General features: G+C 60.6%; 19 protein-coding genes and 1 tRNA gene. 3 read left to right on the top strand and 17 right to left on the bottom strand.

The window, feature by feature from the left end; translation table 11 throughout:
- From MB02_RS15780 to infA, 8 genes are all read right to left on the bottom strand, one after another.
- Positions 1-1,322, bottom strand: a 1,322-nt coding sequence (locus tag MB02_RS15780; RefSeq protein ID WP_206598604.1) for a beta strand repeat-containing protein, incomplete at its 3' end; no start/stop codon positions are given.
- Between the two features lie 850 nt (positions 1,323-2,172).
- Positions 2,173-3,594, bottom strand: coding sequence for an NAD-dependent epimerase/dehydratase family protein (locus tag MB02_RS15775; RefSeq protein ID WP_067539986.1), 1,422 nt, complete (start codon positions 3,592-3,594; stop codon positions 2,173-2,175).
- A gap of 98 nt (positions 3,595-3,692) precedes the next feature.
- Complete coding sequence (locus MB02_RS15770; RefSeq protein WP_067539984.1) at positions 3,693-3,995, bottom strand: hypothetical protein; 303 nt, start codon at positions 3,993-3,995, stop codon at positions 3,693-3,695.
- A 614-nt stretch (positions 3,996-4,609) separates the two neighbouring features.
- Positions 4,610-4,685: transfer RNA gene (locus MB02_RS15765), tRNA-Phe, on the bottom strand.
- A gap of 85 nt (positions 4,686-4,770) precedes the next feature.
- Positions 4,771-4,947 carry a DNA gyrase inhibitor YacG gene (locus MB02_RS15760; protein ID WP_067539980.1) on the bottom strand — a complete coding sequence of 59 codons (177 nt, stop codon included), beginning with the start codon at positions 4,945-4,947 and terminating at the stop codon, positions 4,771-4,773.
- Entirely contained in the window at positions 4,944-5,918 is a 975-nt protein-coding gene (locus tag MB02_RS15755) for a ribonuclease E/G (RefSeq protein ID WP_067539976.1), read from the bottom strand. The genes MB02_RS15760 and MB02_RS15755 overlap by 4 nt, the downstream gene beginning before the upstream one ends.
- Entirely contained in the window at positions 5,911-6,486 is a 576-nt protein-coding gene (locus MB02_RS15750) for a Maf family protein (protein WP_067540004.1), read from the bottom strand. The genes MB02_RS15755 and MB02_RS15750 overlap by 8 nt, the downstream gene beginning before the upstream one ends.
- Before the next feature lie 11 nt (positions 6,487-6,497).
- Positions 6,498-6,743 carry a translation initiation factor IF-1 gene (infA, locus tag MB02_RS15745; protein WP_067539972.1) on the bottom strand — a complete coding sequence of 82 codons (246 nt, stop codon included), beginning with the start codon at positions 6,741-6,743 and terminating at the stop codon, positions 6,498-6,500.
- Positions 6,744-6,964: 221 nt separating this feature from the next.
- Between infA and MB02_RS15740 the strand changes: the two genes are divergently transcribed.
- Positions 6,965-9,433 (top strand): TonB-dependent receptor domain-containing protein, encoded by a 2,469-nt coding sequence (locus MB02_RS15740; protein ID WP_170304764.1) that lies wholly within the window; start codon positions 6,965-6,967, stop codon positions 9,431-9,433.
- Between the two features lie 210 nt (positions 9,434-9,643).
- The gene (gene uvrC, locus MB02_RS15735; protein ID WP_067539965.1) at positions 9,644-11,599 is read left to right on the top strand and encodes an excinuclease ABC subunit UvrC; all 1,956 of its coding nucleotides are present in this window, start codon (positions 9,644-9,646) and stop codon (positions 11,597-11,599) included.
- Positions 11,600-11,602: 3 nt separating this feature from the next.
- On the opposite strand, the gene MB02_RS15730 is transcribed toward uvrC, so the two are convergent.
- The 7 genes from MB02_RS15730 to hisG all read right to left on the bottom strand — a co-directional run bounded on the left by MB02_RS15730 (position 11,603) and on the right by hisG (position 18,805).
- Positions 11,603-12,049 (bottom strand): hemerythrin domain-containing protein, encoded by a 447-nt coding sequence (locus tag MB02_RS15730; protein WP_067539961.1) that lies wholly within the window; start codon positions 12,047-12,049, stop codon positions 11,603-11,605.
- Between the two features lie 138 nt (positions 12,050-12,187).
- Positions 12,188-13,066, bottom strand: a complete 879-nt coding sequence (locus tag MB02_RS15725; RefSeq protein ID WP_067539957.1) for an acyl-CoA thioesterase — start codon at positions 13,064-13,066, stop codon at positions 12,188-12,190.
- A gap of 148 nt (positions 13,067-13,214) precedes the next feature.
- Entirely contained in the window at positions 13,215-15,314 is a 2,100-nt protein-coding gene (locus tag MB02_RS15720; RefSeq protein WP_067539954.1) for a sodium-translocating pyrophosphatase, read from the bottom strand.
- 142 nt (positions 15,315-15,456) lie between these two features.
- Positions 15,457-16,338, bottom strand: coding sequence for a thiamine-phosphate kinase (thiL, locus tag MB02_RS15715; protein ID WP_067539951.1), 882 nt, complete (start codon positions 16,336-16,338; stop codon positions 15,457-15,459).
- A 69-nt stretch (positions 16,339-16,407) separates the two neighbouring features.
- Entirely contained in the window at positions 16,408-16,860 is a 453-nt protein-coding gene (nusB, locus tag MB02_RS15710; protein WP_067539947.1) for a transcription antitermination factor NusB, read from the bottom strand.
- Complete coding sequence (gene hisD, locus MB02_RS15705; protein WP_067539943.1) at positions 16,857-18,146, bottom strand: histidinol dehydrogenase; 1,290 nt, start codon at positions 18,144-18,146, stop codon at positions 16,857-16,859. Before hisD ends, nusB begins: the two co-directional genes overlap by 4 nt.
- Positions 18,146-18,805, bottom strand: coding sequence for an ATP phosphoribosyltransferase (hisG, locus tag MB02_RS15700; RefSeq protein ID WP_067539940.1), 660 nt, complete (start codon positions 18,803-18,805; stop codon positions 18,146-18,148). Before hisG ends, hisD begins: the two co-directional genes overlap by 1 nt.
- Positions 18,806-18,860: 55 nt before the next feature.
- Between hisG and MB02_RS15695 the strand changes: the two genes are divergently transcribed.
- Entirely contained in the window at positions 18,861-19,943 is a 1,083-nt protein-coding gene (locus MB02_RS15695; RefSeq protein WP_067540001.1) for a DUF2332 domain-containing protein, read from the top strand.
- Here the strand turns inward: MB02_RS15695 and MB02_RS15690 are convergent.
- Together MB02_RS15690 and MB02_RS15685 are read right to left on the bottom strand one after the other, a co-directional pair.
- Positions 19,934-20,818, bottom strand: a complete 885-nt coding sequence (locus MB02_RS15690) for a pirin family protein (RefSeq protein WP_067539936.1) — start codon at positions 20,816-20,818, stop codon at positions 19,934-19,936. The two genes, MB02_RS15695 and MB02_RS15690, sit on opposite strands and share 10 nt — an antisense overlap.
- Positions 20,819-20,834: 16 nt before the next feature.
- Entirely contained in the window at positions 20,835-21,107 is a 273-nt protein-coding gene (locus MB02_RS15685) for a BolA family protein (protein WP_067539932.1), read from the bottom strand.
- Positions 21,108-21,157 lie beyond the last annotated feature (50 nt).

Below are 21,157 nucleotides of genomic sequence, written 5' to 3'. Positions count from 1 at the left end.
CTGGCAGCGTTGCCGCTGGCAGTCGCGGTCGAAGCGTTGTCGGAAATAGAGATCGAGCCGCCATCAATCGCCTGTACGTCAGCGCCGATCACACTGGCGCTCGTCGTGGCCCCGATTTCCATGCGGGGGCTGTTGGTCAGCGCCACATTGCTCTGATTGTTGTGAATGACCAGATCGGCCTGGGCATCGCTCGACACGATGCCGGCATCATGGGTAGAATCCACCGATGCGGTGGTGGAACTGGTTCCGGCAAAGGACATGCCATCGGCCAGAAGGATACGGTTGCCCGCCTGGCCCGTAGTCGTGCCCAGCGCTTCGTTACCGCTGGCGCTGGAACTGACGGTGTTGCCGTCAACCGAGAGGCTGCCTTCCAGCGTGTTCAAGAACGGGGAATCCGCATCGAGCGTCGCAACGATCCGGGTATCGTTATTGAGTGCCGTCACGTCGGAAATGTTAAGAACGCCGGAGCTCGTATGTTGCCGGTTGGTGACCACTGCGCTGCCGGTGAAGGTCGGCGCGTCGCCGGACTGAATGTCGATCGTGGTGGCGGAGCTGTTACCCTTTGCCGTGGCGCCGACACTGTTGCCGTCAACGGCCGGGGCTGCGAGAATGTCATTCTCCTGCGTGCTGATCAGGTTCAGCCCGATATCGTTGTCGTCAGCCGTGGCCGTGATCGAGTTCGCTCGCTTTATCTGCAGGGTGCTGGCGACCAGGCTGCCTTCCGCATAGAGCATGTCGTCGACGCCATTGGTGTCGATCGAGGAGGAACCGGTTGCAGTCGACGAATATGTATCGGGGATCGAACCGGACAGTGTGGTGCTGCCGTTGTTGCCGGTCGCGTTGGCGTCGATGCTGTTGCCTCCGACCAGAACGCTGCCGATAGCGAAATTGTCGAGGTCAGCCCCGATGTCGTTACCACTCGCCGTGCCGGTGACGACACTCGTGTTGATCGTGTAACCCAGCGAGCCGGCACCATCATTGAGGCCGTCGTTGTCGATCGTGGTCAGGTCGATCAGGTTGTCGAAATTGTTGCCGAAGGACGTTGCGGTAACATCGTTGCCAGTCACGGTGATGGTTGTCGCCGTTGTCGGGCTGACGGTCTGGGCCACACCATTGAAGGAACCGTTGGCGTTCGAGTCAATCGCGCCCGCGTTGTTGAGAATGGAATCAACGTCGACATAGCCCGTGACAGTAGCCAGCGTGCCATCGGAATTGACGGTCGTATCTGCCGCGTGCGCGGGTGTGATAGCGATTGATGCAACAATTGCCCCGCCGACTGTGGTCAGCAGGCGAGCCCGGCTTTTGCTCGACACACTCTTCATTTCGATTGCCCCTTTGCCCAAGAACGACGCCACCCGCGAAGTCAGGGGTTAACGCCACGATCCATAAGTTAACTTGTTAGAGTTCGAATATTACGGAAACACTAAACAGTCTCAACCATGAGAAATAATTGACGCATATCAAAAATATCATGGTAATATTATATTAAGTAAGGGAAATTTCCCTAATATATCGCTATGGTTTGCAGAAATGCAGATTCATTGCATCCATTCAATGGATCACGCGATGATCTAAAGAATATAAATTTCTGTAAAATATTGAACACCCATCAGGATTTAATGGAACGGATTTGTCCTCTGCAATTTTATTTTTCATATAAGCAGACCTGATACTGTTTCACGCAAAAATACCCGCAACAGCGACTGGTTGTTTCATATACCCCCAAGAAACCCCATCCCAGCGATATTTGCAAGCGGTCTTTACGCCACAAGGTTATTTTGGTTAACTATGTAAATTGACCTTGTGTCAAGCGTGCAGGCCGCTGAAATTTTACGAAACACACACAAAATTATGGGTGATAATGCTGTTGGTTACATCAAATATAGGTGAATACACCTAAAAATTTTTCCGAAGCGATCAGTATATTCCAGTGTTCCACTGCCTTTCGGCGTGCATTGAGGTGGTCGCTTCAGTGCACCTCGAACCTGGCGGCTCTGCGGGCATCGACTGATCTTTGGCATGCGCATGGATAGTATCCGGGGCGCGCAAGTGTGCCGCGCGTTTGAAAGTGCGCCTCCGGTCGATGGGGCTCGTGCCGTAATACGCGGCAGTGACCAATGGTCCGGTTGGGTTTCGCCCCCGCGTATCGCGTCTGCGCGACAGGTTTGCCTATCAGGCGTCTCGCTCTTCGGTCCAGACCTGGGCGAAGAAGGGGCTCCGCCGGGCTGTCTCGTCGTAGCTCGAAGGGTTAATCATGCAATCCGGGCACCAGTGACCACCTTTCAGCATGAGATTGGGCGACATGGCGAAGCGATGCCCGTTCGCACAATTCCATTCGATCGGGGTGAAGGGGCTCTCGGGCATGGTGTCGTGGCAGACACCGCCTCGAAACACTGCCGCCGCAGCAAGATCATCGCCGGTCCAATCCTGCGGCTGGCGGGTTTCGTCGTACCCGTGATCGAGCAGGACGGGTTCACGCGATGGTGAAGCAAAGGGAAATGTGTCCCAGTCTCGCGGAATGGCCTCCCACGCAGTGCGTGATCCAAAATAGGCGCGTATCTTCGCCTCGTCGTTGCTCGCGAACCAGTGGAGCGTTCCGCCTTCGCCCTCGGCCATTGCTTCGATCCGTTTGCGCGCGACGCCGGGAAGCAGGTTCGGAAGTGTACGGACAAGCCATGGCGTATGGCGTGGGGCTTCGGCCATAAAGGCGTCGAGCGACTGCTCCCGAAACGGCACGAGCGCTTCCAGCTTGTCGGAATCCGAATACCATTGGCCATGGAAATTGCGTGTTGCGAACCAGTGAGGGCGCAGGATTTCACGATAGCGCGACATGTTCGCGGCCATGAATTCATGATTGACCACGCGGGATTTTGCACCGCCGCCGATGTTGTAAAATCCGCGCCATATCGCTTCGGGTATGTCGTCGGAGCACAGCGCGGCCATCAGACGGCCACTGTCGTTGGCGGTTGACCATTCGAACACGCCGTTCAGCGGATTGTGGAACATGATCGGATCGACGATCTTCCACATCTCGAAATGGGCCATGCCACTCTGGCGCAGTGAAACCCACCGGCGGATACCGCTTTCCGCCACGATCGCTTCGGCCTGTGTCTTGGTGACGGCGTAATGGTCGTAAGCGCTGATCTTGATCGGATCGCCGGTGCGCCCCCAATGGATCGGCGCGTTGCGGCTACCGGTTTCGGCCACAGTACCGATATAGACGAGCCGTGTTCGTTCGGCGCCGCCGGACGCTACGATCCCGTCGACGATGTTGCGCGCCGCCCCGACATTCACTGCCGAAACCTGCTCTGGCGGTAGCCGGTCAGCGAGCGGCGAAACCAGCCCGCCGACGTGAAGCACGATGTCCGCGCCGGAGACGCATTCTCGGATCACTACGGGATCGGTCAGATCCCCCCAGACGATATCGGCGAGCGCCCTCCGCTGGATGTTTCGAACGACCGGGTGGTTCCGCTCCCCCGGCCGGACCAGCACGCGCAGTTTGACATCGCCACGCGCTGCAATGCGCCTGACCGCTTCACGCCCCATGTTGCCGGTGGCGCCTGTGAGGAAAACCGTCTTGCGGCTACTGGTCATCGGCTGTCCTCAAACGAAGATCCGAAACAGAGGGCGGAGTGTCTATCCCCGGCCTCGTCCATTCGGGCGCTGACCGCGGGCAGCGAAAACAGGCGAAATTAGTTCGTCGCAGGCAGTTCCGCCAATTCTGCATCGATTGCGGCAAGTTTGGCATCCGTTACCTGATCGGACGAATACTGCTGAATGTCCTTCAGCGTCATGCCGCGGGCCATGTCGATCTGGGCACTGGTCGTCATGCCGGGAATGTTCTTCTCAACGATTGCCTTGGCGGCGGGGTCGTCAAGCAGGGTGCCGATGGTGGTTGTGCTGGTCGAATAATGTGCCGCCGTTGCATCGCCTGCGAAAGCAACCGTCGGTGCGAGCATCATCAGGGCAATGGCAGGAAGAAGGGCACGGGTCATCGCAGTTCCTCTCGAACTATAGTGTGATGGGAATTTATTCGCACGTCACCGTACAATTAACAAGAGGGCGCTTTCCTCCTCGAAGAAGAAATCGGGCGATACTGCGAGATTGATGGATGCAGTCGTTGCCGAATTTTGCCGCTGTTCGCTGGGGCGTCCGCAACCAGGCCGCTCGGTTGCGCTAATTGGTCGGTCCGCATAATTGTCCTTCACCACATTTACCGATTGGAGAATGGTGGGGCGCTTTCCTCCGGCTATTGAGGTGGCTGGTCTCTACTTCCGAAAATGCCAGCGTCGGATCACACTCAATCACGCCATGTCGATCACTCCATATCCCCTGCTGGAAACAAGCAGGGATGGTTCAAACATGGGTCAATTCCGGGTGGAAATATCCCTCAGTGCGGGGTCAGGTCTCAGCGAAAATCAACAGCCAAAGCAAATTTGGTGCTGAAGCTCCCGTTGTAGCCATCGATTGCCCGGAGCAGGTCCCCGAATTGCTTCGGGTCCAGAAACGCGGCCCGTTGCTTTTCTCGGCAAGGATCGCCTCCGGATGCCAAGGATCTGTGTGCAGCGTTGCGGGCTTCCCATGCTTCGGCGAGGCTGATCTCGGGAAATGGTGCCCAGGGGCGGAATCGAACCACCGACACTGCGATTTTCAGTCGCATGCTCTACCAACTGAGCTACCTGGGCGTCGCTACGGCAAGGGTTCGAAAGAACCCGCGAGCGGTTGGAGGTCGCGCCTATGGCGCGCTCGGCGCGGCTTGGCAAGGGGGAATTATTCCCCTTTGTCGAGATCTTCCGGCATCGCAGGTGGGCCGGGCAGGGCATAGCCATCCGTGAACCATTGGGCGAGGTCGCGGTCGCGGCAGCGGGTGGAGCAGAACGGCGTGTATTGTTCGACGCGCGGTTTCTTGCAGATCGGGCAGAGTTTCTGTTTGGGCCGGTCGTTCATAACGGCACGGCCTGCGCGAAGCCGCCTTCCAGTGCAAGGGCCGGGTCGGTTTGCACCCGGATTTCACGCCCGGTCCGCCGGGCCAGTTCATCCAGCCAGCTTTGCTGCAACTTCGCTTTCACCCCGGGATGGCAGGTGAGCAATATCGCGCCGGGATCGGCAATCCCCTCAGCCTGACGCAACAGCAGCCTGGCTGCTGCGGCGACACGATTGTGCGCCAGACGTTGCAGAATCGAGGGGCGATCGAGCCGCGATATGATCTGGACGAAACCGAATCCGTTCATTGCCGTGCGCTCATGCGGGAAGTCGGCCAATGCCTTCTCCAGCGCGATATCGACCGCCCGCCGGTCAGCTTTGTCTTGCAGCGTAGGGAAATCGATTCCGACCGAACCGGCAATGTCCAATCGATGTAATGCTGAAGCGATTGCGGGCACGGCGGCAAGCGCAAGCTGACGCGGAGGCTGTGCGCCGTCCACGTCGATCAGGGTCATTGCAGGTGTGGGAGAAAGGTGAAGCTCGCCGCCATCGAACGCGACTGAGCGGGCGAATGCCTCGCCGGTCACTTCTTCCCAGCCGGTAACGGGGAAGCGGTGGACGCGCTTTACGTCATACCCTTCGGCTTCCAGCAGGGCGACAAGGTCAGGTGCGCCGCACGGTGCCTTTTGCGTTGGGCGCGCTTGGGCCAGCTTGTTGCGGCCAGCCTCGGCAATAGCCGCGCGGGTCACTTCCAGCCGGATCGGAGCCCCTTCGCTTGCGCCTTTGGGCAACTTGCTGACCAGGGCTTCTTCGCCGCTGGCGAAACGAGCCGTGCCGCGTGCGCTGCCCGCCATGCGGGAGACAAGCTGCGCATCTTCGATTTGCCCGGCAGTGAGGCTGCCCGGCCAATGAAGACGTGCGGCAACGATCTGGTCGTCAGCGACGCGGATCGCGCGTTGTTCCGCGATCCCGTCTTCGACCAGCCATTCAGCCAAGAGCAAATCCTGCCGCCTTGAGCAGCGCGCGTGTTTCGAACAGGGGGAGGCCGACTACGCCGGAATGGCTGCCCTGTATCCAGACGATCAAGCCTTCGGCTGAACCTTGAATGGCGTAACCACCGGCTTTGCCATGCCATTCGCCCCCTGCGAGATAGGATGCGATTTCTTCTTGCGACAACGACTTGAACCGGACCTGCGTTTCGCTCAGCCGTTCGCGCAGCGTGCCATCCGGCGCGCGCAGGGCGATGGCCGACAATACCCGATGCCGCCGACCCGACAGCAGATCCAGACAGTGGCGTGCAGTGGCCTCGTCCTCCGCCTTGGGCAATATCCGGCGGCCGCAGGCCACGACCGTGTCGCCTGCCAGTACGAATGCGGAATCGTCTGCCGCAGCCAACGCCTTTTCACGGGCCATGCGCCGCGCATAATCGCGGGGTAGTTCCCCTTTGTGCGGGGTTTCGTCGATATCCGCACCACCCACGCGTGCAGGCTCGACCCCGAGACGGGCGAGTAGTTCCCGCCGCCGTGGGCTGGCCGATGCGAGGATGAGGGAGGGCGCCGTCACGCCCGCCAAGCTTAAGACGGCCCCGGGCCGCCCCGACCGGGCATGAAGCGGTAGGTAATGCGGCCCTTGGTCAGATCGTATGGAGTCAGTTCCACAAGCACCTCGTCACCCACGAGCACGCGGATGCGGTTCTTGCGCATCTTTCCTGCAGTGTGACCGAGAATTTCATGGCCGTTTTCGAGCTCGACCCGGAACATCGCGTTTGGCAGCAATTCGACTACCCGGCCGCGCATTTCGAGGAGTTCTTCTTTCGCCATGGGCGCTTAAATTCCGTGTCCATTGTTTGTCATGGCCGCGCGCCATAGCGGCGGAACCGGTAAAAAGCAAAGAAAAGCAGCATCGCCCGCAGGAGGGCAAAAGCAGTGCGACATTTTGTTACATGGTTCCGGCTTGTGCGTTGCGTGGAAGCACGCCAGTTAGCCGCCAAGGGGAAGGGGCGAACCGGCCACTGGCTTGATTTATTTTGAGGACTGCCAACTTGCGCTCCATTACCTTGTCTCTGCTGGCACTCGTTCCGGCAACGCCTGCTCTGGCGCAATCCGTCCAGTTGGACGATGAAGCCGCGAATCCCGAAGAGATCGTCGTCATTGCCGGGCGCTATCCCGGCTCGGTCGATGCACCGCAGCCTCCGGTCGCTGAACTGGAGGAAGCGGATATTGCCGCCTACGGCGTAAGCTCCCTGTCCGAACTGCTGGATGCCCTGTCACCGCAAGTGTCGTCGGGACGAGGAAGAGGTGGGGGGCACCCGGTGATTCTCGTTAACGGGCAACGCGTTTCCAGCTTCCGCGAAATGCGCAACTATCCGCCCGAAGCGGTCCGCAAGGTGGAGATTCTGCCGGAGGAAGTCGCCCTGCGTTACGGCTATCCGGCCGACCAGCGGGTGGTCAATTTCATCCTCAAGCCGAATTTCAGCAGCAAGACCGTGGCCGGCGAATACAACGGCCCGACGCGGGGCGGGTATCTCGACACGGAGCTGGAAGGCTCGATTCTGAAGATCGACGGTCCCCGGCGGCTGAACATCTCGGTCAAGGCGACCGACACCTCCATGCTGACGGAGGCGGAACGCAAGGTTCGCCAATCCGACAGCAATATCCCCACTGTTGCGGGAGATCCGGACCCGGCGGGTTACCGTTCGCTGGTCGCCGACAGCCGGGATATCACCGCCGAAGCGACCTGGTCGACCGGGCTGGGCGAGGAAGGTGCGGACGGCCAGTTGAGTATCAATGGCACATATACGCGCGATGATTCCCGCTCGCTGGCAGGGCTGAACATGGTGACGTTGACAGCGCCGGACGGCTCATCCGAGCGGCGCAGTCTGGCAGGGGCGCTGACCCGTACGACGCAAAGCGACACTTTCGAGGCTGGCGTTACGCTCAACAAGCCGCTCGGCGCATGGCAACTCACCGCCACGGTCGACGGCAGCCATGGCGAGACGACGACTCAAATCGACCGGCGCGCGGATACAAGCGGGCTGGTCGCGGACGCAGCGGCGGGGTTGCTCGCCATCGATGGACCGCTCCCGGCGTTGCCCGATGCCGGTCGTGACGAAGCAAGGGTGACGAACGATTCCCTCTCCAACAAGCTGACTCTGGTGGGCAGCCCATTGCGCCTGCCCGCAGGGGAAGCCAGCTTCACGCTGTCGGCCGGGTTCGACTATACCGGTATCGATAGCAGGGACAGCCGGGTGAACGGGCGGACCAACCTTAATCGCAACGATTTCAACACCGGACTGAATATCGGCCTGCCTATTGCCAGCCGCAGGGAAGGGGTACTCGATGCAATCGGCGACCTGTCGCTGAATTTCACGGCGGGCATCAATGAACTGTCGGATTTCGGCACGCTGACCAACTGGAATGCCGGGCTGACCTGGTCGCCGACTGAGAGCCTGAGCTTGCAGGCCAGCTATATCGCGGAAGATGCCGCGCCCAGCCTGACGGATCTGGGCAATCCGCAGGTCCAGTCGTTCAATGTGTCGGTCTATGACTTCACGCGCGGCGAAACCGCGCTGGTGACAGTCACGACCGGGGGCAACCCCGACCTGAGCAAGGAGAAGCGCCGGGACATCAAGCTTTCTGCCAATTGGCAGTTGCCATTCCTTTCCCGATCCAGCCTCGTGGCCGAATATTTCCATAACCGGTCGGACGATGTCACGGCGGCTTTCCCGGTCCTGACTCCCACCATCGAGGCGGCATTCCCCGATCGTGTCGTGCGGGACGCCACAGGACAACTCGTGGCGATTGACCGTCGGCCGGTGACTTACGAGCGGATGGAAAGCAGCCATCTGCGTTACGGCATCAATCTGTCCGGCGAATTCGGCAAGGCCGCGCCGGAATCCGATGCGGGGCAAGGCGGCCGGGGAAGTGGCAGGGGCCCCGGCGGAAGAGGTGCCGGCGGTGGTGATCGCGCCGGTTCGGGCGGCCATGACGCATCGGCCATGAGAATGCCGGGCAGACGGCAGGATGGCAAAGGCCGCTGGAATCTGGCCGTGTATCATACGGTGCGTTTCGACGAGACGGTAACGATCGCATCGGGCGGCCCCGTGCTGGATCTGCTCGACGGTGATGCGCTGAGCGATGGCGGCGTTGCGCGTCATGCCATCGAGATGGAAGGCGGTGGCTTTTACAGGGGCTTCGGTATGCGCCTGAGGGGAAGCTATACGGCGCCGGTGCATGTCAATGGCAGCGGCCTGCCGGGCAGCTCGGACTTGCGCTTCGGTAGCACGTTCGTGCTCAACCTGCGGGTATTCGCCGATCTTGGGCAACAGCAACGGCTCGTCGCTGCGTCGCCGTTCTTCAAGGGGCTGCGCGTTTCCTTCCAGTTGGATAACATCTTCGATTCCCGCCAGCGCGTTACCGATGCAAACGGCACCGTGCCGTTGAGCTATCAGGCCGACTATCGCGACCCGACCGGGCGCTATGTGGGGATCGACATCAGGAAGATGTTCTGACGGCCCACGGTCGAAAGCGGTTTTCCTACCGGCCCTGCATTTGGCATAGGGGGCGAATGACGATCCGCCCCTTCATACCTGACGATTGCCTGCCTTCCCTTTCCATCGTGCGGTTTTGTGCGGTGGGAGGGGGCAGGGGCGTTCCTGCGCAGGACAGTGTCAGGTGTGTCAACTTTGCCCTGAAGCGTGGCCGGACGGCGGGGCGCTGACATGGCGAAGACTCCTGCCGGAACCCCTTCACACCCGAACGGTGCGGAACGTTTCAACGAGGAACGGGCGACTTACACCGTCCGCTCGTCCCAGCCGGACATCGAAGCGGGTGTTGCCGCGATCCGGGAAACGCTGGCGACATTGAAACCGAAGCCTGGCGTTTATCGCATGTGCGATGCGCGGGGGGATGTGCTTTACGTCGGCAAGGCGCGGGCGCTCAAAAATCGCGTCGCCAACTACACGCAGGTGGAACGCCTCCCGCTGCGGCTCCAGCGGATGGTGGCCCAGACCCGGACGATGGAAATCGTCACGACCAATTCCGAAGCCGAGGCATTGCTGCTCGAAGCGCAGTTCATCAAGCGGTTTCGCCCGCCCTACAACGTCCTGCTGCGCGACGATAAGAGCTTCCCGTTCATTCTCCTGCGTGCCGACCACGATTTTCCGCGGATCATGAAACATCGCGGCGCGCGCAAGGCGAAGGGCAATTATTACGGGCCATTCGCCAGTGCGGGTTCGGTCAACACGACCATCAACGCCTTGCAGAAACTGTTCCTCTTGCGCAGTTGCACCGACAGCTTCTTCGCCCGCCGGGATCGGCCCTGCCTGCTCTATCAGATCAAGCGCTGTGCCGCGCCTTGTGTGGGCCGGATAGACAAGCAGGGATATGCCGACCTTGTCCGCCAGGCAAAGGATTTTCTCGGCGGCAAGTCCGGCGCTGTCCAGCAGGAAATCGAACGGCAGATGCAGCAGGCATCCGAGGCGCTCGATTTCGAAAGTGCGGCCATGCTGCGCGATCGTTTGCGTGCCGCGACCTTCATTCAGGGAAGCCAGGCGATCAATGCGCAAGGCGTGGGCGATGCCGATGTCTTCGCCATGGCGGTAAAGGGCGGCCACGTCGCGATCCAGGCGTTCTTCATTCGCGGGGGGCAGAATTGGGGCCACCGGGCATTCTTCCCCGCGCATACGGATGGCGTGGAGGATGAAGCCGTCTTCTCAGGCGTGCTGGCGCAATTTTACGAGGAAGTCCCGCCGCCGCCTGTGGTGCTGGTCGATCGCGCGTTGGCCGATGGGGAATTGCTGGCCGAAGCGTTGGCCAAGTCCGCCGGGCACAAAGTGGCCATTTCCGTGCCGCAACGCGGCGATCGCCGTCGATTGATCGAACAGGCCAGCCGCAATGCGGAGGAAGCATTGGATCGACGCATGGCGGAGCGTGGGACTCAGGCCAAAGTGCTGCGCGAACTGACGGAGTTTCTGGAGCTTCCCGATGTGCCGCAGCGGATCGAAATCTACGACAACAGCCACATACAAGGTGCCAAGGCGGTAGGTGGCATGGTTGTCGCAGGGCCCGAAGGGTTTCTCAAGAACCAGTATCGCAAGTTCAATATCAGGCAGGCGCAGTCGAACGACGACTTCGGCATGATGCGCGAAGTGATGGAACGCCGCTTTTCCCGCGCGTTGGAAGAAGATCCGGATCGCGAAACGCAGGGAAAGGAAGGGGCGATATGGCCCGATCTGGTGTTGATCGACGGCGGCAAGGGCCAGATGTCATCCGTGCGCGATACGTTGGAGGAATTGGGGATCGAAGACGTTCCTCTCGTCGCGGTTTCGAAAGGGCCAGACCGTAACGCCGGGCGGGAAGTGTTCCATTTCCCCGACGGGCGGGAAAAGACTCTGCCGCTCAATTCTCCGGTTCTGTTCTATCTCCAGCGCCTCCGCGACGAGGCGCATCGCTATGCCATCGGTGCGCACCGGCAGAAACGCAGCCGGGCGATCAGCGCCTCTCCACTGGATGAAATTCCGGGCATTGGCCCGGCGCGCAAACGGGCGCTCCTGCTGCATTTCGGCACGGCGGGGAAGGTCCGTGCCGCCTCATTGGAGGATTTGCAGCGGGCGCCCGGTGTCAGTGTGGCAGTGGCGCAAACGGTGTACGACTTCTACCACCCTGGCGGGGGATGAGCGTTATTGCTCTTCCAGTTCGGCAGTTTTCCGTTCGTTGAATTCGCCGCTGATTTCCTTCGTTACCTTGCCGCTCAACACCTTCTGGGCGGCGGGGAAGATTTCCGTCTCTTCCTCGTCGATATGGTGTTCATAGCGATGACGCATCTTCTTGAACGTCGCGGCCCAGCCGGGGCTGCTCATGTCGGTATCTTCCAACTCTTCGATGAAGTCGTCGATTTCCTTGTGCTCGGCCACCGAATGGCGGCCTTTCTCGGTCAGTTCCGGGCATTCGAGCATCGTGGAATAAAGCGACTGTTCTTCCGCTGCGGCGTGAGCGGAAACTTCCTCCTTGAAGGCTTTGAAAGTCGCATGGCGTTCTTCGCTGTCGCCCGATGTGTCGCCCAGCTGTTCCAGCATCTTGCGATGACGGTCGTGATCTTCCTTCAGGGACTTGAAAATGTTCGACATGGTCAAGTTACCTCGCATTTGCGTTCATACTTGCCCGACTGTCCTTTGATGAAAGGAACCAGCCGGTCCGATATAAATGAAATCGGTAATGGCGAGGATTGTTCCGCAGCTCTTGCCGAGGAGGGGGGATAAGCGCCCTTATATCGCGCGGATCACGCCTTCTTGCGCAGTGCTGGCCACCAATCGTCCGTCGCGGCTAAAGACCTGCCCTCTGGCGAAGCCCCGGCCATTCCCGGCCCAGGGGCTTTCCGTGACGTAAAGCAGCCAGTCATCGGCCCGGAAGGGCTGGTGAAACCATATAGCGTGATCCAGGCTCGCCCCGCGTACCTCCCCCCGGAACATCGATTTGCCGTGCGGGCGCAGCGAGCTCATCAGCAAGTGCATATCGCTGGCATAGGCGAGCACGGCCCGGTGCACGCGCGGATCGTCAGGCAGGGGGGCAACTGCCCGAATCCAGATATGATTGACCGGTTCGGCGGCACCCTCGATCTGCCAGCATGGAGGTTCCACCATCCTGAGATCGAAGGAACGAGGTCTGCCGACGGCCATCAGATTGCGGTCGGCATCTTTTTGGCGAAAACGCTCATACTGATTGGCAAACGGTTCGAGATCTTCCGGAGGCGGAACATCCGGCATGGGATGCCGTTGATGTTCCATTCCGGTTTCGGGAACATGGAAAGAAGCCGTAAGATTGAGGATCGGCTCCCCCTGCTGGCTGGCGACGACGCGGCGATTGGAAAAGCTGCGCCCATCGAAATCGTTGGTCACCATGTAGCTGACGGGCAATTCGCTGGAGCCCGAGCGCAGGAAGTACGCGTGGAGCGAGTGGGCAGCCCGGTTGTCCGGCACCGTCTGTTCTGCCGCGGCCAGTGCCTGAGCGATCACCTGGCCGCCAAACAGTCTTCCCGGAGTAAGTTTGTAACGTCGCCCTTCGAACCGGTTGGCGCCACGCGGCTCCATGTCGAGGAGGAGGACGAGATCCGCGACAAGCCGTTCGGGCGTTTGTTCGAGCAGCATGAATTCCTCATGCTCCTCGTCGCGCCGCCCGTCAACGAGTCACCTGCCGATCCGAAAAATTTTGCTGTCCAGACGTTAACCGTCGAAGAAAAACCCCGCCCGGATATTTCCGGGCGGGGCCGTAACCACCGTAAACGGCAATTGCAGTTTAGCCGGCAGCGTGGCTGGCCAGCGCCGCGAGCAGAAGCAGCGCGACGATATTGGTGATCTTGATCATCGGATTGACAGCAGGTCCGGCCGTGTCCTTGTAAGGATCGCCGACCGTGTCGCCGGTTACTGCTGCCTTGTGAGCTTCGGAACCTTTACCGCCGTGGTTGCCGTCTTCGATGTACTTCTTGGCATTGTCCCATGCGCCGCCGCCCGAAGTCATCGAGAGGGCGACGAACAGCCCGCCGACGATCACACCGAGCAACAGGGCGCCGAGCGCGGCGAAGCCGTTCGCTGGGCCTGCAACCATGGTGATGATGAAATAGACCGCGATCGGTGCCAGCACCGGCAGCAGCGACGGAATGATCATTTCCTTGATCGCTGCCTTGGTTACGAGGTCCACGGTCTTGGCGTAGTTCGGCTTCGAAGTACCGGCCATGATGCCGGGGTCGTTCTTGAACTGATCGCGTACGTCCATGACCACATCGCCCGCCGCACGGCCAACCGCAGTCATGCCCATTGCACCGAACAGGTAAGGCAGCAGAGCGCCGAGCAGCAGCCCGACGATGACGTACGGATTTTCAAGGCTGAAATCGACGGTCAGGTTCGGGAAGAATTCCCGAAGGTCAGTGGTGTAGGCTGCGAACAGCACCAGCGCAGCAAGGCCGGCTGAGCCGATAGCATACCCCTTGGTCACTGCCTTGGTGGTGTTGCCCACTGCGTCCAGCAGATCGGTCTTTTCCCGTACGCTGTCATCCAGACCGGCCATTTCGGCAATGCCGCCGGCATTGTCGGTCACAGGGCCATAGGCGTCGAGCGCGACGACCATGCCAGCCAGCGCCAGCATTGCAGTTGCCGCATAGGCGATGCCGATCAGACCGGCGAGTGAGTACGAAATGATGATGCCCGTGACGATCACGATTGTGGGCAGCGCGGTCGATTCAAGGCTGATGGCCAGACCCTGGATCACGTTGGTGCCATGGCCGGTTTCCGAAGCCTTGGCGATGGAGCGAACCGGGCGGAAACCCGTGCCGGTGTAGTATTCGGTGATCCAGATGATCAGGCCGGTGATGGCCAGACCCAGCAGAGAGCACCAGAACAGGTCCATTCCGGTGAACGCAGCCGTGCCGATGGCGGTATTAATGTCACCGAGCGCCAGATTCATGACATACCAGATCGCCGGGATGGAGAGAATGGCAGTGACAAGGAAGCCCTTGTACATCGCGCCCATCACGTTCCTGCCGCCGCCAAGACGGACAAAGTAGGTGCCGATGATGGAGGTAACGATGCATGCGCCGCCGATCAGCAACGGAAGCGCCATCAGCGGTTCAAGCAGATCGCCCGTGCCCTTCAGCAGGAGCGCGGTCAGAACCATCGTGGCGCCAACCGTAACGACATAGGTTTCGAACAAGTCCGCAGCCATGCCTGCACAGTCACCGACGTTGTCACCGACGTTGTCGGCAATCACGGCAGGGTTACGAGGATCGTCTTCCGGAATTCCCGCCTCGACCTTGCCGACGAGGTCGGCGCCGACGTCAGCAGCCTTGGTGAAGATACCGCCGCCGAGACGAGCGAAGATGGAAATCAGCGAGGCACCGAAAGCGAGGGCGACAAGGCCATCGACCACTGTGCGACTGTTGGCAGCATGTCCAGCAGGACCGATCAGATACCAGTAGAATACCGCAATGGCGAGCAGGGCGAGGCCTGCCACCAACATGCCGGTAATCGCGCCTGCACGGAATGCGAGCGTAAGCCCCTCCTGCAGTCCTGTCTGAGCGGCGGCGGCGGTACGCACGTTGGAGCGAACCGAGATATTCATGCCGATGAACCCGGCAACGCCCGAGAGAATCGCGCCGATGATGAAGCCGGTGGCGGATACCGTGTTCAACGTCACCGCGATAATGATGGCTACCACGACACCGACTATGGCAATCGTAGTATATTGACGCTTCAGGTAGGCTTGTGCACCTTCCTGAATAGCCGATGCGATTTCCTGCATTTTTTCATTGCCGGCACTAGCGCCGAGTATCTGGCGGCTGGTGACAAAGCCATACACGATGGCCAGCAGCCCCAGAATAATTGCGATGACTACCAAGTCCACGCTATCCCTCCTCAATTGAATTGACCCCGCTTTGCGCGGAATATTTATTAGAGCGGGTAGTCTTAAGGCCGGTTGGGCGCGGCGCAAGCCCTAACCGCCCAAGTGTATGAAACAGCCCTGAACAGAAGGATCAGCGGTATTTTCAGGAAGATGGCTGGTGTTGGTAGCCCAGCGTTTCGGGACCTTCGGCAGCTATACCGTCGATCAGAAGCAGGCCTGCGCCCTGTTCAAGGACTTGCCCGATCGCGTGAGCCGGGACAGGTGGCTGACAGTCAGGCGCCAAGGCAAAGAGCAACTGGTAGTCGTCACCCCACCTCAATGCATCTGCCCGGCGGTGTTCCGGAGCATTGACCGGGACTGAGGCTGCATCAATGGCGATAGTGACATTGCTGGCTTTCGCCATGCGCCAACTGTCGAGCAGGAGCCCGTCCGAAATGTCCATCATGGCATGGGCATGGGGCGCGAGGAGTTGACCTTCAGCCAGAAGCGGGGTCGGGCGACGATAAGCCGAACTGTCGGCGGGGGTGCCGTCACGCAAAGCTTCATAGCCCATCATGGCCGCTCCAACCGGGCCGGTGATGTAGAGAATGTCCCCTGGTCTTGCCCCGCTCCGCGTGGGCACAGGGCGACAGGTGGCGCGACCGATGGCCGTAAGGCCCAGAACCTGCCCATCTTTTCCGGCAATGGTGTCCCCGCCAAGCAAGGGAACGTCGAAAGCGGTCAGCGCCTGTTCCAGACCTGCGAGAAAGCGGGCATCGTCTGGCCCCAACATGTAGCCAAGCAGGACGCCCATAGGTTCCGCGCCCTTGGCAGCCAGGTCGGACATGTTGCAGGTGATCAGCTTCCACGCGACGTCGGCCTGGTCCTGCATCGCCATGAAGTGGACATCTTCTGCCATTGCGTCATGCGTCAGGACCAGCGTTTCGGTCCCGATTTCAAGCAGCGCGCAATCGTCGTCCAGATTCTGCGCGCCGGGGTGGCGCACCAGTTGGCGCAAAGCGTGGATGAAATCGCTTTCATTCATGGCGATCCTCAGGGCCGTTCCGAGGCTGCGCAAGCTCGGATTTTGCCGCGCCCGAACCGGCAGAACGAATTATCGTGCGGCCTTTGCCACCGCGTCGAGCACGCCGTTTACGAATTTCGCCTCGCGCTCGTCAAAAAACGCGTGGGCGACATCGACATACTCGCTGATTGCGCTGCCGGTCGGGACGTCCCGCCGGGCAAGCAATTCGTAGGTTCCTGCACGCAGAATCTGGAGCATTGTCTTGTCGAGGCGGGCAATAGTCCAGTTCTGGGCCAGCTTTTGCTGAACCAGCTCGTCAATTTCCTCGCGCCGCGCTTCCACACCGCGAACGATGTCATCGAAGAAGGCCACTTCGGCATCGGCCAACTGGTCTCCATCCACTTCAGCACCGAGACGGTGCATGTGGAATTCGTCAAGCAGCCGTGCGAGCGGCAAGGGCTCCATGTGCTGCTGGTAGAGGGCCTGCACAGCGGCGAGCCGCGCGGCTGAGCGGGCTTGGGTTTTGGGGTTCGGAGCCTTCATTTCAATCTTTCCTGTACCGATCGCGCGTGGGCTGGCAGCCCTTCGGCTTCTGCCAGCGCGGCGGCGGCTGGGCCGATCGTGCGCAGGGCCTCTTCGCTGACGGAGATGAAGCTGGTCCGCTTCATGAAGTCGAGCACGGAAAGCCCGCTGGCGAACCGCGCGCGCCGCCCGGTCGGCAGAACGTGGTTCGGGCCAGCGACATAGTCGCCAACGGCTTCCGGTGTGTGGCGGCCGAGGAACACGCTGCCGGCGTGGCGAATATCGGCAAACAATGCATCGGGATCGTCGGTTGCAATCTCCACGTGTTCCGCGGCCAAGGCATTGGCAAGACGCGGAGCTTCCGAAAGATCGCGGACAATGATGATTACGCCGTGTTTGTCCCAGCTCTTGCGTGCCGTTGCTCCGGTTGAGAGCATGGCACACTGTACATCGACGCGATCTTCCACCTGCTCACCGAAAATGGCATCGTCAGTGATGATGATCGATTGGGCGGACGGATCATGTTCTGCCTGGCTGAGCAGATCGGCGGCGATCCAGTCGGCGTTGTTCTTGCCGTCCGCGATGACGAGGATCTCGCTGGGGCCCGCGACCATGTCGATGCCGACCACCCCGAAAAGCTGGCGCTTTGCCTCTGCCACCCAGGCATTACCTGGGCCAGTGACGACATCGACAGGACGAATGCGATCCGTACCATAGGCAAGCGCGGCGACCGCCTGTGCTCCGCCCACGCGCCAGATCTCGTCAACGCCTGCAAGGTGCGCGGCGGCCAGTACCAGCGGATTGACTTCGCCACCGGGAGTCGGCGTGGTGACGACCAGGCGTTCGACCCCGGCCACCTTGGCGGGGATGGCGTTCATCAACAGGGATGATGGATAAGCGGCCCGCCCGCCTGGAACATAGAGCCCGGCAGCATCGACAGGGCGCCATTTCGCACCCAGTCGGACACCTGCTGCATCAGTGAAGTCGCGATCCGCGGGCAGTTGATCGGCGTGATAGGCGCGAATGCGTTCGGCTGCGAGTTCGAGAGCTTCGCGAAGGCCGGGTTCAAGGGCATCGAATGCAGCCCGGCAGGCATCCGGGGCAATCTGCCAGTCGGCATCGGAGGCTAGTGTGTAGTGATCGAACCGCTTGGTATAGTCGGCCAGCGCCGCATCGCCGCGGGCGCGCACTTCATGCAGAATGGTCGAAACCGTCTGGGCGACGTCAGACGAGCTTTCCCGCCGGTCAGCGACGAGGCGCGCGAATTTGGCCTCGAAATCGGGATCGGAGGTCGCAAGCCGTTGCATCAGGCGTCATCCCCGGTGCGGCAGGCTGCACGGAACGCATCGACCAATGCCCCGACCCGGTCATCGGTCTTGAGCGCGGCGCGATTGACGATGAGCCTGGCAGAAATACGCAGGATCTCGGCCGTTTCGACAAGGCCGTTTTCCTTCAGTGTGCGACCGGTCGAAACGAGATCGACAATCCGCCCGGCCAGCCCGAGCGTTGGGGCCAGTTCCATTGCTCCGTTCAGCTTGACGCATTCCGCCTGAATGCCCTGACCCTCGAAATATCGCCGCGTGAGATTGGGATACTTGGTCGCCACCCGCAGGTGACTGGTGTGAGAGCCTTGACCATTGGCTGCATCGACAGGTTCGGCAACCGAAAGCCGGCAATGGCCGATGTCCAGATCAACGGGGGCGTAAAGGTCGGGATAATTGAATTCCTCAACCACATCCGATCCGACGATGCCCACTTGCGCGGCCCCATGGGCGACAAAGGTTGCGACATCGAACGCGCGGACGCGGATGATGCGCATGTCGCTGTCTTCCGTGGCGAAGCTCAGCGCACGATTTTTCTTGTCATGGAACTCCGCCGCCGGAACGATGCCGGCACTTGCCATTACAGGCAATGCCTCGTCCAGAATTCGCCCTTTGGGCACGGCAAAGATCAATGGCTTGGTCATAGCGAGCGGGCATTTAGGCCGGGTAAGGGCAAAGGGCAACATGATGGAGGGCGGAATGGCCAGCAAAAGTGACATGCAGGCGCAAAGGGACGCGATTTCCTGGCAGGCTGAGTATTGCCGTCGAAACGACGCCCCGGTGACTGGGCGTGTGGTCACGGCGTTGCTGGCGATCATGGAGAGTGACACGCTGTGTGGGCGGCGCATGGCATCCTGGCAGGACGTACGGCGGGGAGAGGCGATGCCGCTGCGATTGGCTGGCGGTTTCCATAGCTTGCACCTGAGCGGGGCAGAGCCCCGGCTCGAACCTGTTTATGCAGGGGCGGTGGTGGAGCAGTCGGCGGTCGATGCGATTTTGCTGGCCGTGGTGCGCGATCATGACGAGGAACTGTCGCATTGGCTGGACGGTCCGCCGCAGACCAACGAGGCAGGACGGTCTGCCGGCATCATGGCGGGTCTGCTCTGGCTGGTGCAACGGCTGGGCCCGCGTTTCGAGTTGAACGAAATCGGGGCGAGCGCCGGTACCAATACGATGATGGACCGCTTTGCCTTTGATCTCGGCGGAGTGCGTACGGGCGATATGGGGTCGCCGATGCGTATTTCGCCCGAATGGCGCGGGTCGCCACCGCCGGATGTGCCGGTATGCATCACGGCGATCCGGGGATGTGATATTGCTCCAATCATGCTGACCGATCCGCAGGCGGTCTTACGGCTCAAAAGCTATGTGTGGGCCGATGCGACCAAGCGGATGGAGCGGATCGATGCGGCAATAGCCCTGGCGGCGGAGCAGGCGCCGGTCGTCGATCGCGCCGATGCGGGCGAGTGGGTGGAAAAGCGGTTATCGGAGCCGCAGGAATCAGGCGTTACCCGCGTGCTATTTCATTCGATCGTGTGGCAATATCTGCCTCCCGATACGCGGAAGCGGATCGAGGGGGCCATGGAAGACGCGGGCAAGTCGGCTACTGCCGAACGACCGCTCGCATGGGTGCAGCTGGAAACCAATCGCGAAAGCTACCGCCATGAATTGCGGGCCCGTTACTGGGCCGGGGGCTCGGGACAGGACAGCGGCTGGACGTTACTGGGCGAGGCCCACGCCCATGGGGCGTGGGTGGCCTGGTTCGATGGTGACGATCAGGGGTAGCTGACTGTCTTGGGCGTCTGCGGGATCGGAATCCATTCCTTCTCGTCGCCGGGAACCTTGGGGAACATGCCGCCCATCCAATCCTCCTTCGCCTGCTGAATTCGATCGCGCGAACTCGAGACGAAGTTCCACCACACATGGCGCTTCGTCGAGAAGGCTTCGCCGCCCAGCAGCATGACCCGCCCGCCCTTGCCGGAGCGCAAGGTCATCGCCTCGCCCGGCTTCAGCACGGTCAGGGTGTAAAGCTCAAGCGCCTGGTCATCGAGACTGGCCTCGCCGCCGACCAGCATGACCGCACGTTCATCCGCGGCGTTTTCAATCGGAAGCGCGCCGGACGGACCAAGAACGATTTCGGCATAGATCGTATCGGCATAAGTGGTGGTCGGGGCTCGCTTGCCCCATAGTTCGCCCATGACGATGCGGGCAGTGACGCATTGATCCTCAACCAGTGGCAGATCCTGCCTGCATTCGAACGCCGGGGCGATTTCTTCCTGCCCGTCAGGCAGCGTCAGCCATGTCTGCATCCCATAGAAATGGGGTCCTGCCTCGCGTTCTGCGGCAGGGCTCCGTTCCGAATGGACGATTCCGCTGCCCGCCGTCATCAGGTTTACCTGGCCGGGGCGAATGGTCGAAAAGCTGCCGAGCGAATCCCGATGATCGATTGCCCCTTCGAACAGCCATGTGACAGTGGCCAGATTGATATGGGGATGGGGGCGGACATCCATGCCCTTGCCGGGATCGAGTTTATTGGGGCCGAACTGGTCCACGAAAATGAACGGGCCGACCATTGTCCGTTCGCGGGCGGGAAGGGCGCGCCTGACCTGGAAATCGCCCAGATTGTGAGTCACGGGCGTGAGTGTCTGGATGATCGTCATTTCGGTTTCTCCGATCTTATTCGCCAGGTGCGCTGGCCTTGATAGCCAGGGCGTGGACGCGTTGGCCCGGAATGTCACCCAATGCGCGGTTGACCATCCGTTGCCGCTCCAGCCGGGATTTTCCGGTGAACAATTCGCTTTCTATTACCACAGTGAAATGGGATTCGCCGCTGTCGTCGTCACCCATGTGGCCCCGATGGCTGGCACTGTCATTGACGACTTCGAGCCTGTCCGGAGCGAAGGCTTCGGTGAGCAGGGCTTCGATTTCCTGTTGCAGGGGACCGGCCATCTGTTTCTCCAATTCGGCTTAGGGGGTTCCCATTGAGGGACTCATTCCCC

It is taken from the genome of Croceicoccus estronivorus (genome assembly GCF_001625325.1).
Lineage (GTDB): Bacteria > Pseudomonadota > Alphaproteobacteria > Sphingomonadales > Sphingomonadaceae > Caenibius > Caenibius estronivorus.
Note: the sequence above shows the minus strand (reverse complement) of the source record. Positions and strands in the feature narration are given on the sequence as shown.

Coding starts and splice junctions, on each gene's coding strand:
- MB02_RS15685 (WP_067539932.1), bottom strand. CDS start 21,107: ATGGCCGGTCCCCTGCAACAGGAAATCGAAGCCCTGCTCACCGAAGCC.
- MB02_RS15695 (WP_067540001.1), top strand. CDS start 18,861: ATGGCCAGCAAAAGTGACATGCAGGCGCAAAGGGACGCGATTTCCTGG.
- nusB (WP_067539947.1), bottom strand. CDS start 16,860: ATGAAGGCTCCGAACCCCAAAACCCAAGCCCGCTCAGCCGCGCGGCTC.
- MB02_RS15690 (WP_067539936.1), bottom strand. CDS start 20,818: ATGACGATCATCCAGACACTCACGCCCGTGACTCACAATCTGGGCGAT.
- infA (WP_067539972.1), bottom strand. CDS start 6,743: ATGGCGAAAGAAGAACTCCTCGAAATGCGCGGCCGGGTAGTCGAATTG.
- MB02_RS15730 (WP_067539961.1), bottom strand. CDS start 12,049: ATGTCGAACATTTTCAAGTCCCTGAAGGAAGATCACGACCGTCATCGC.
- MB02_RS15770 (WP_067539984.1), bottom strand. CDS start 3,995: ATGACCCGTGCCCTTCTTCCTGCCATTGCCCTGATGATGCTCGCACCG.
- hisG (WP_067539940.1), bottom strand. CDS start 18,805: ATGACCAAGCCATTGATCTTTGCCGTGCCCAAAGGGCGAATTCTGGAC.
- MB02_RS15760 (WP_067539980.1), bottom strand. CDS start 4,947: ATGAACGACCGGCCCAAACAGAAACTCTGCCCGATCTGCAAGAAACCG.
- thiL (WP_067539951.1), bottom strand. CDS start 16,338: ATGAATGAAAGCGATTTCATCCACGCTTTGCGCCAACTGGTGCGCCAC.
- MB02_RS15775 (WP_067539986.1), bottom strand. CDS start 3,594: ATGACCAGTAGCCGCAAGACGGTTTTCCTCACAGGCGCCACCGGCAAC.
- uvrC (WP_067539965.1), top strand. CDS start 9,644: ATGGCGAAGACTCCTGCCGGAACCCCTTCACACCCGAACGGTGCGGAA.
- hisD (WP_067539943.1), bottom strand. CDS start 18,146: ATGCAACGGCTTGCGACCTCCGATCCCGATTTCGAGGCCAAATTCGCG.
- MB02_RS15725 (WP_067539957.1), bottom strand. CDS start 13,066: ATGCTGCTCGAACAAACGCCCGAACGGCTTGTCGCGGATCTCGTCCTC.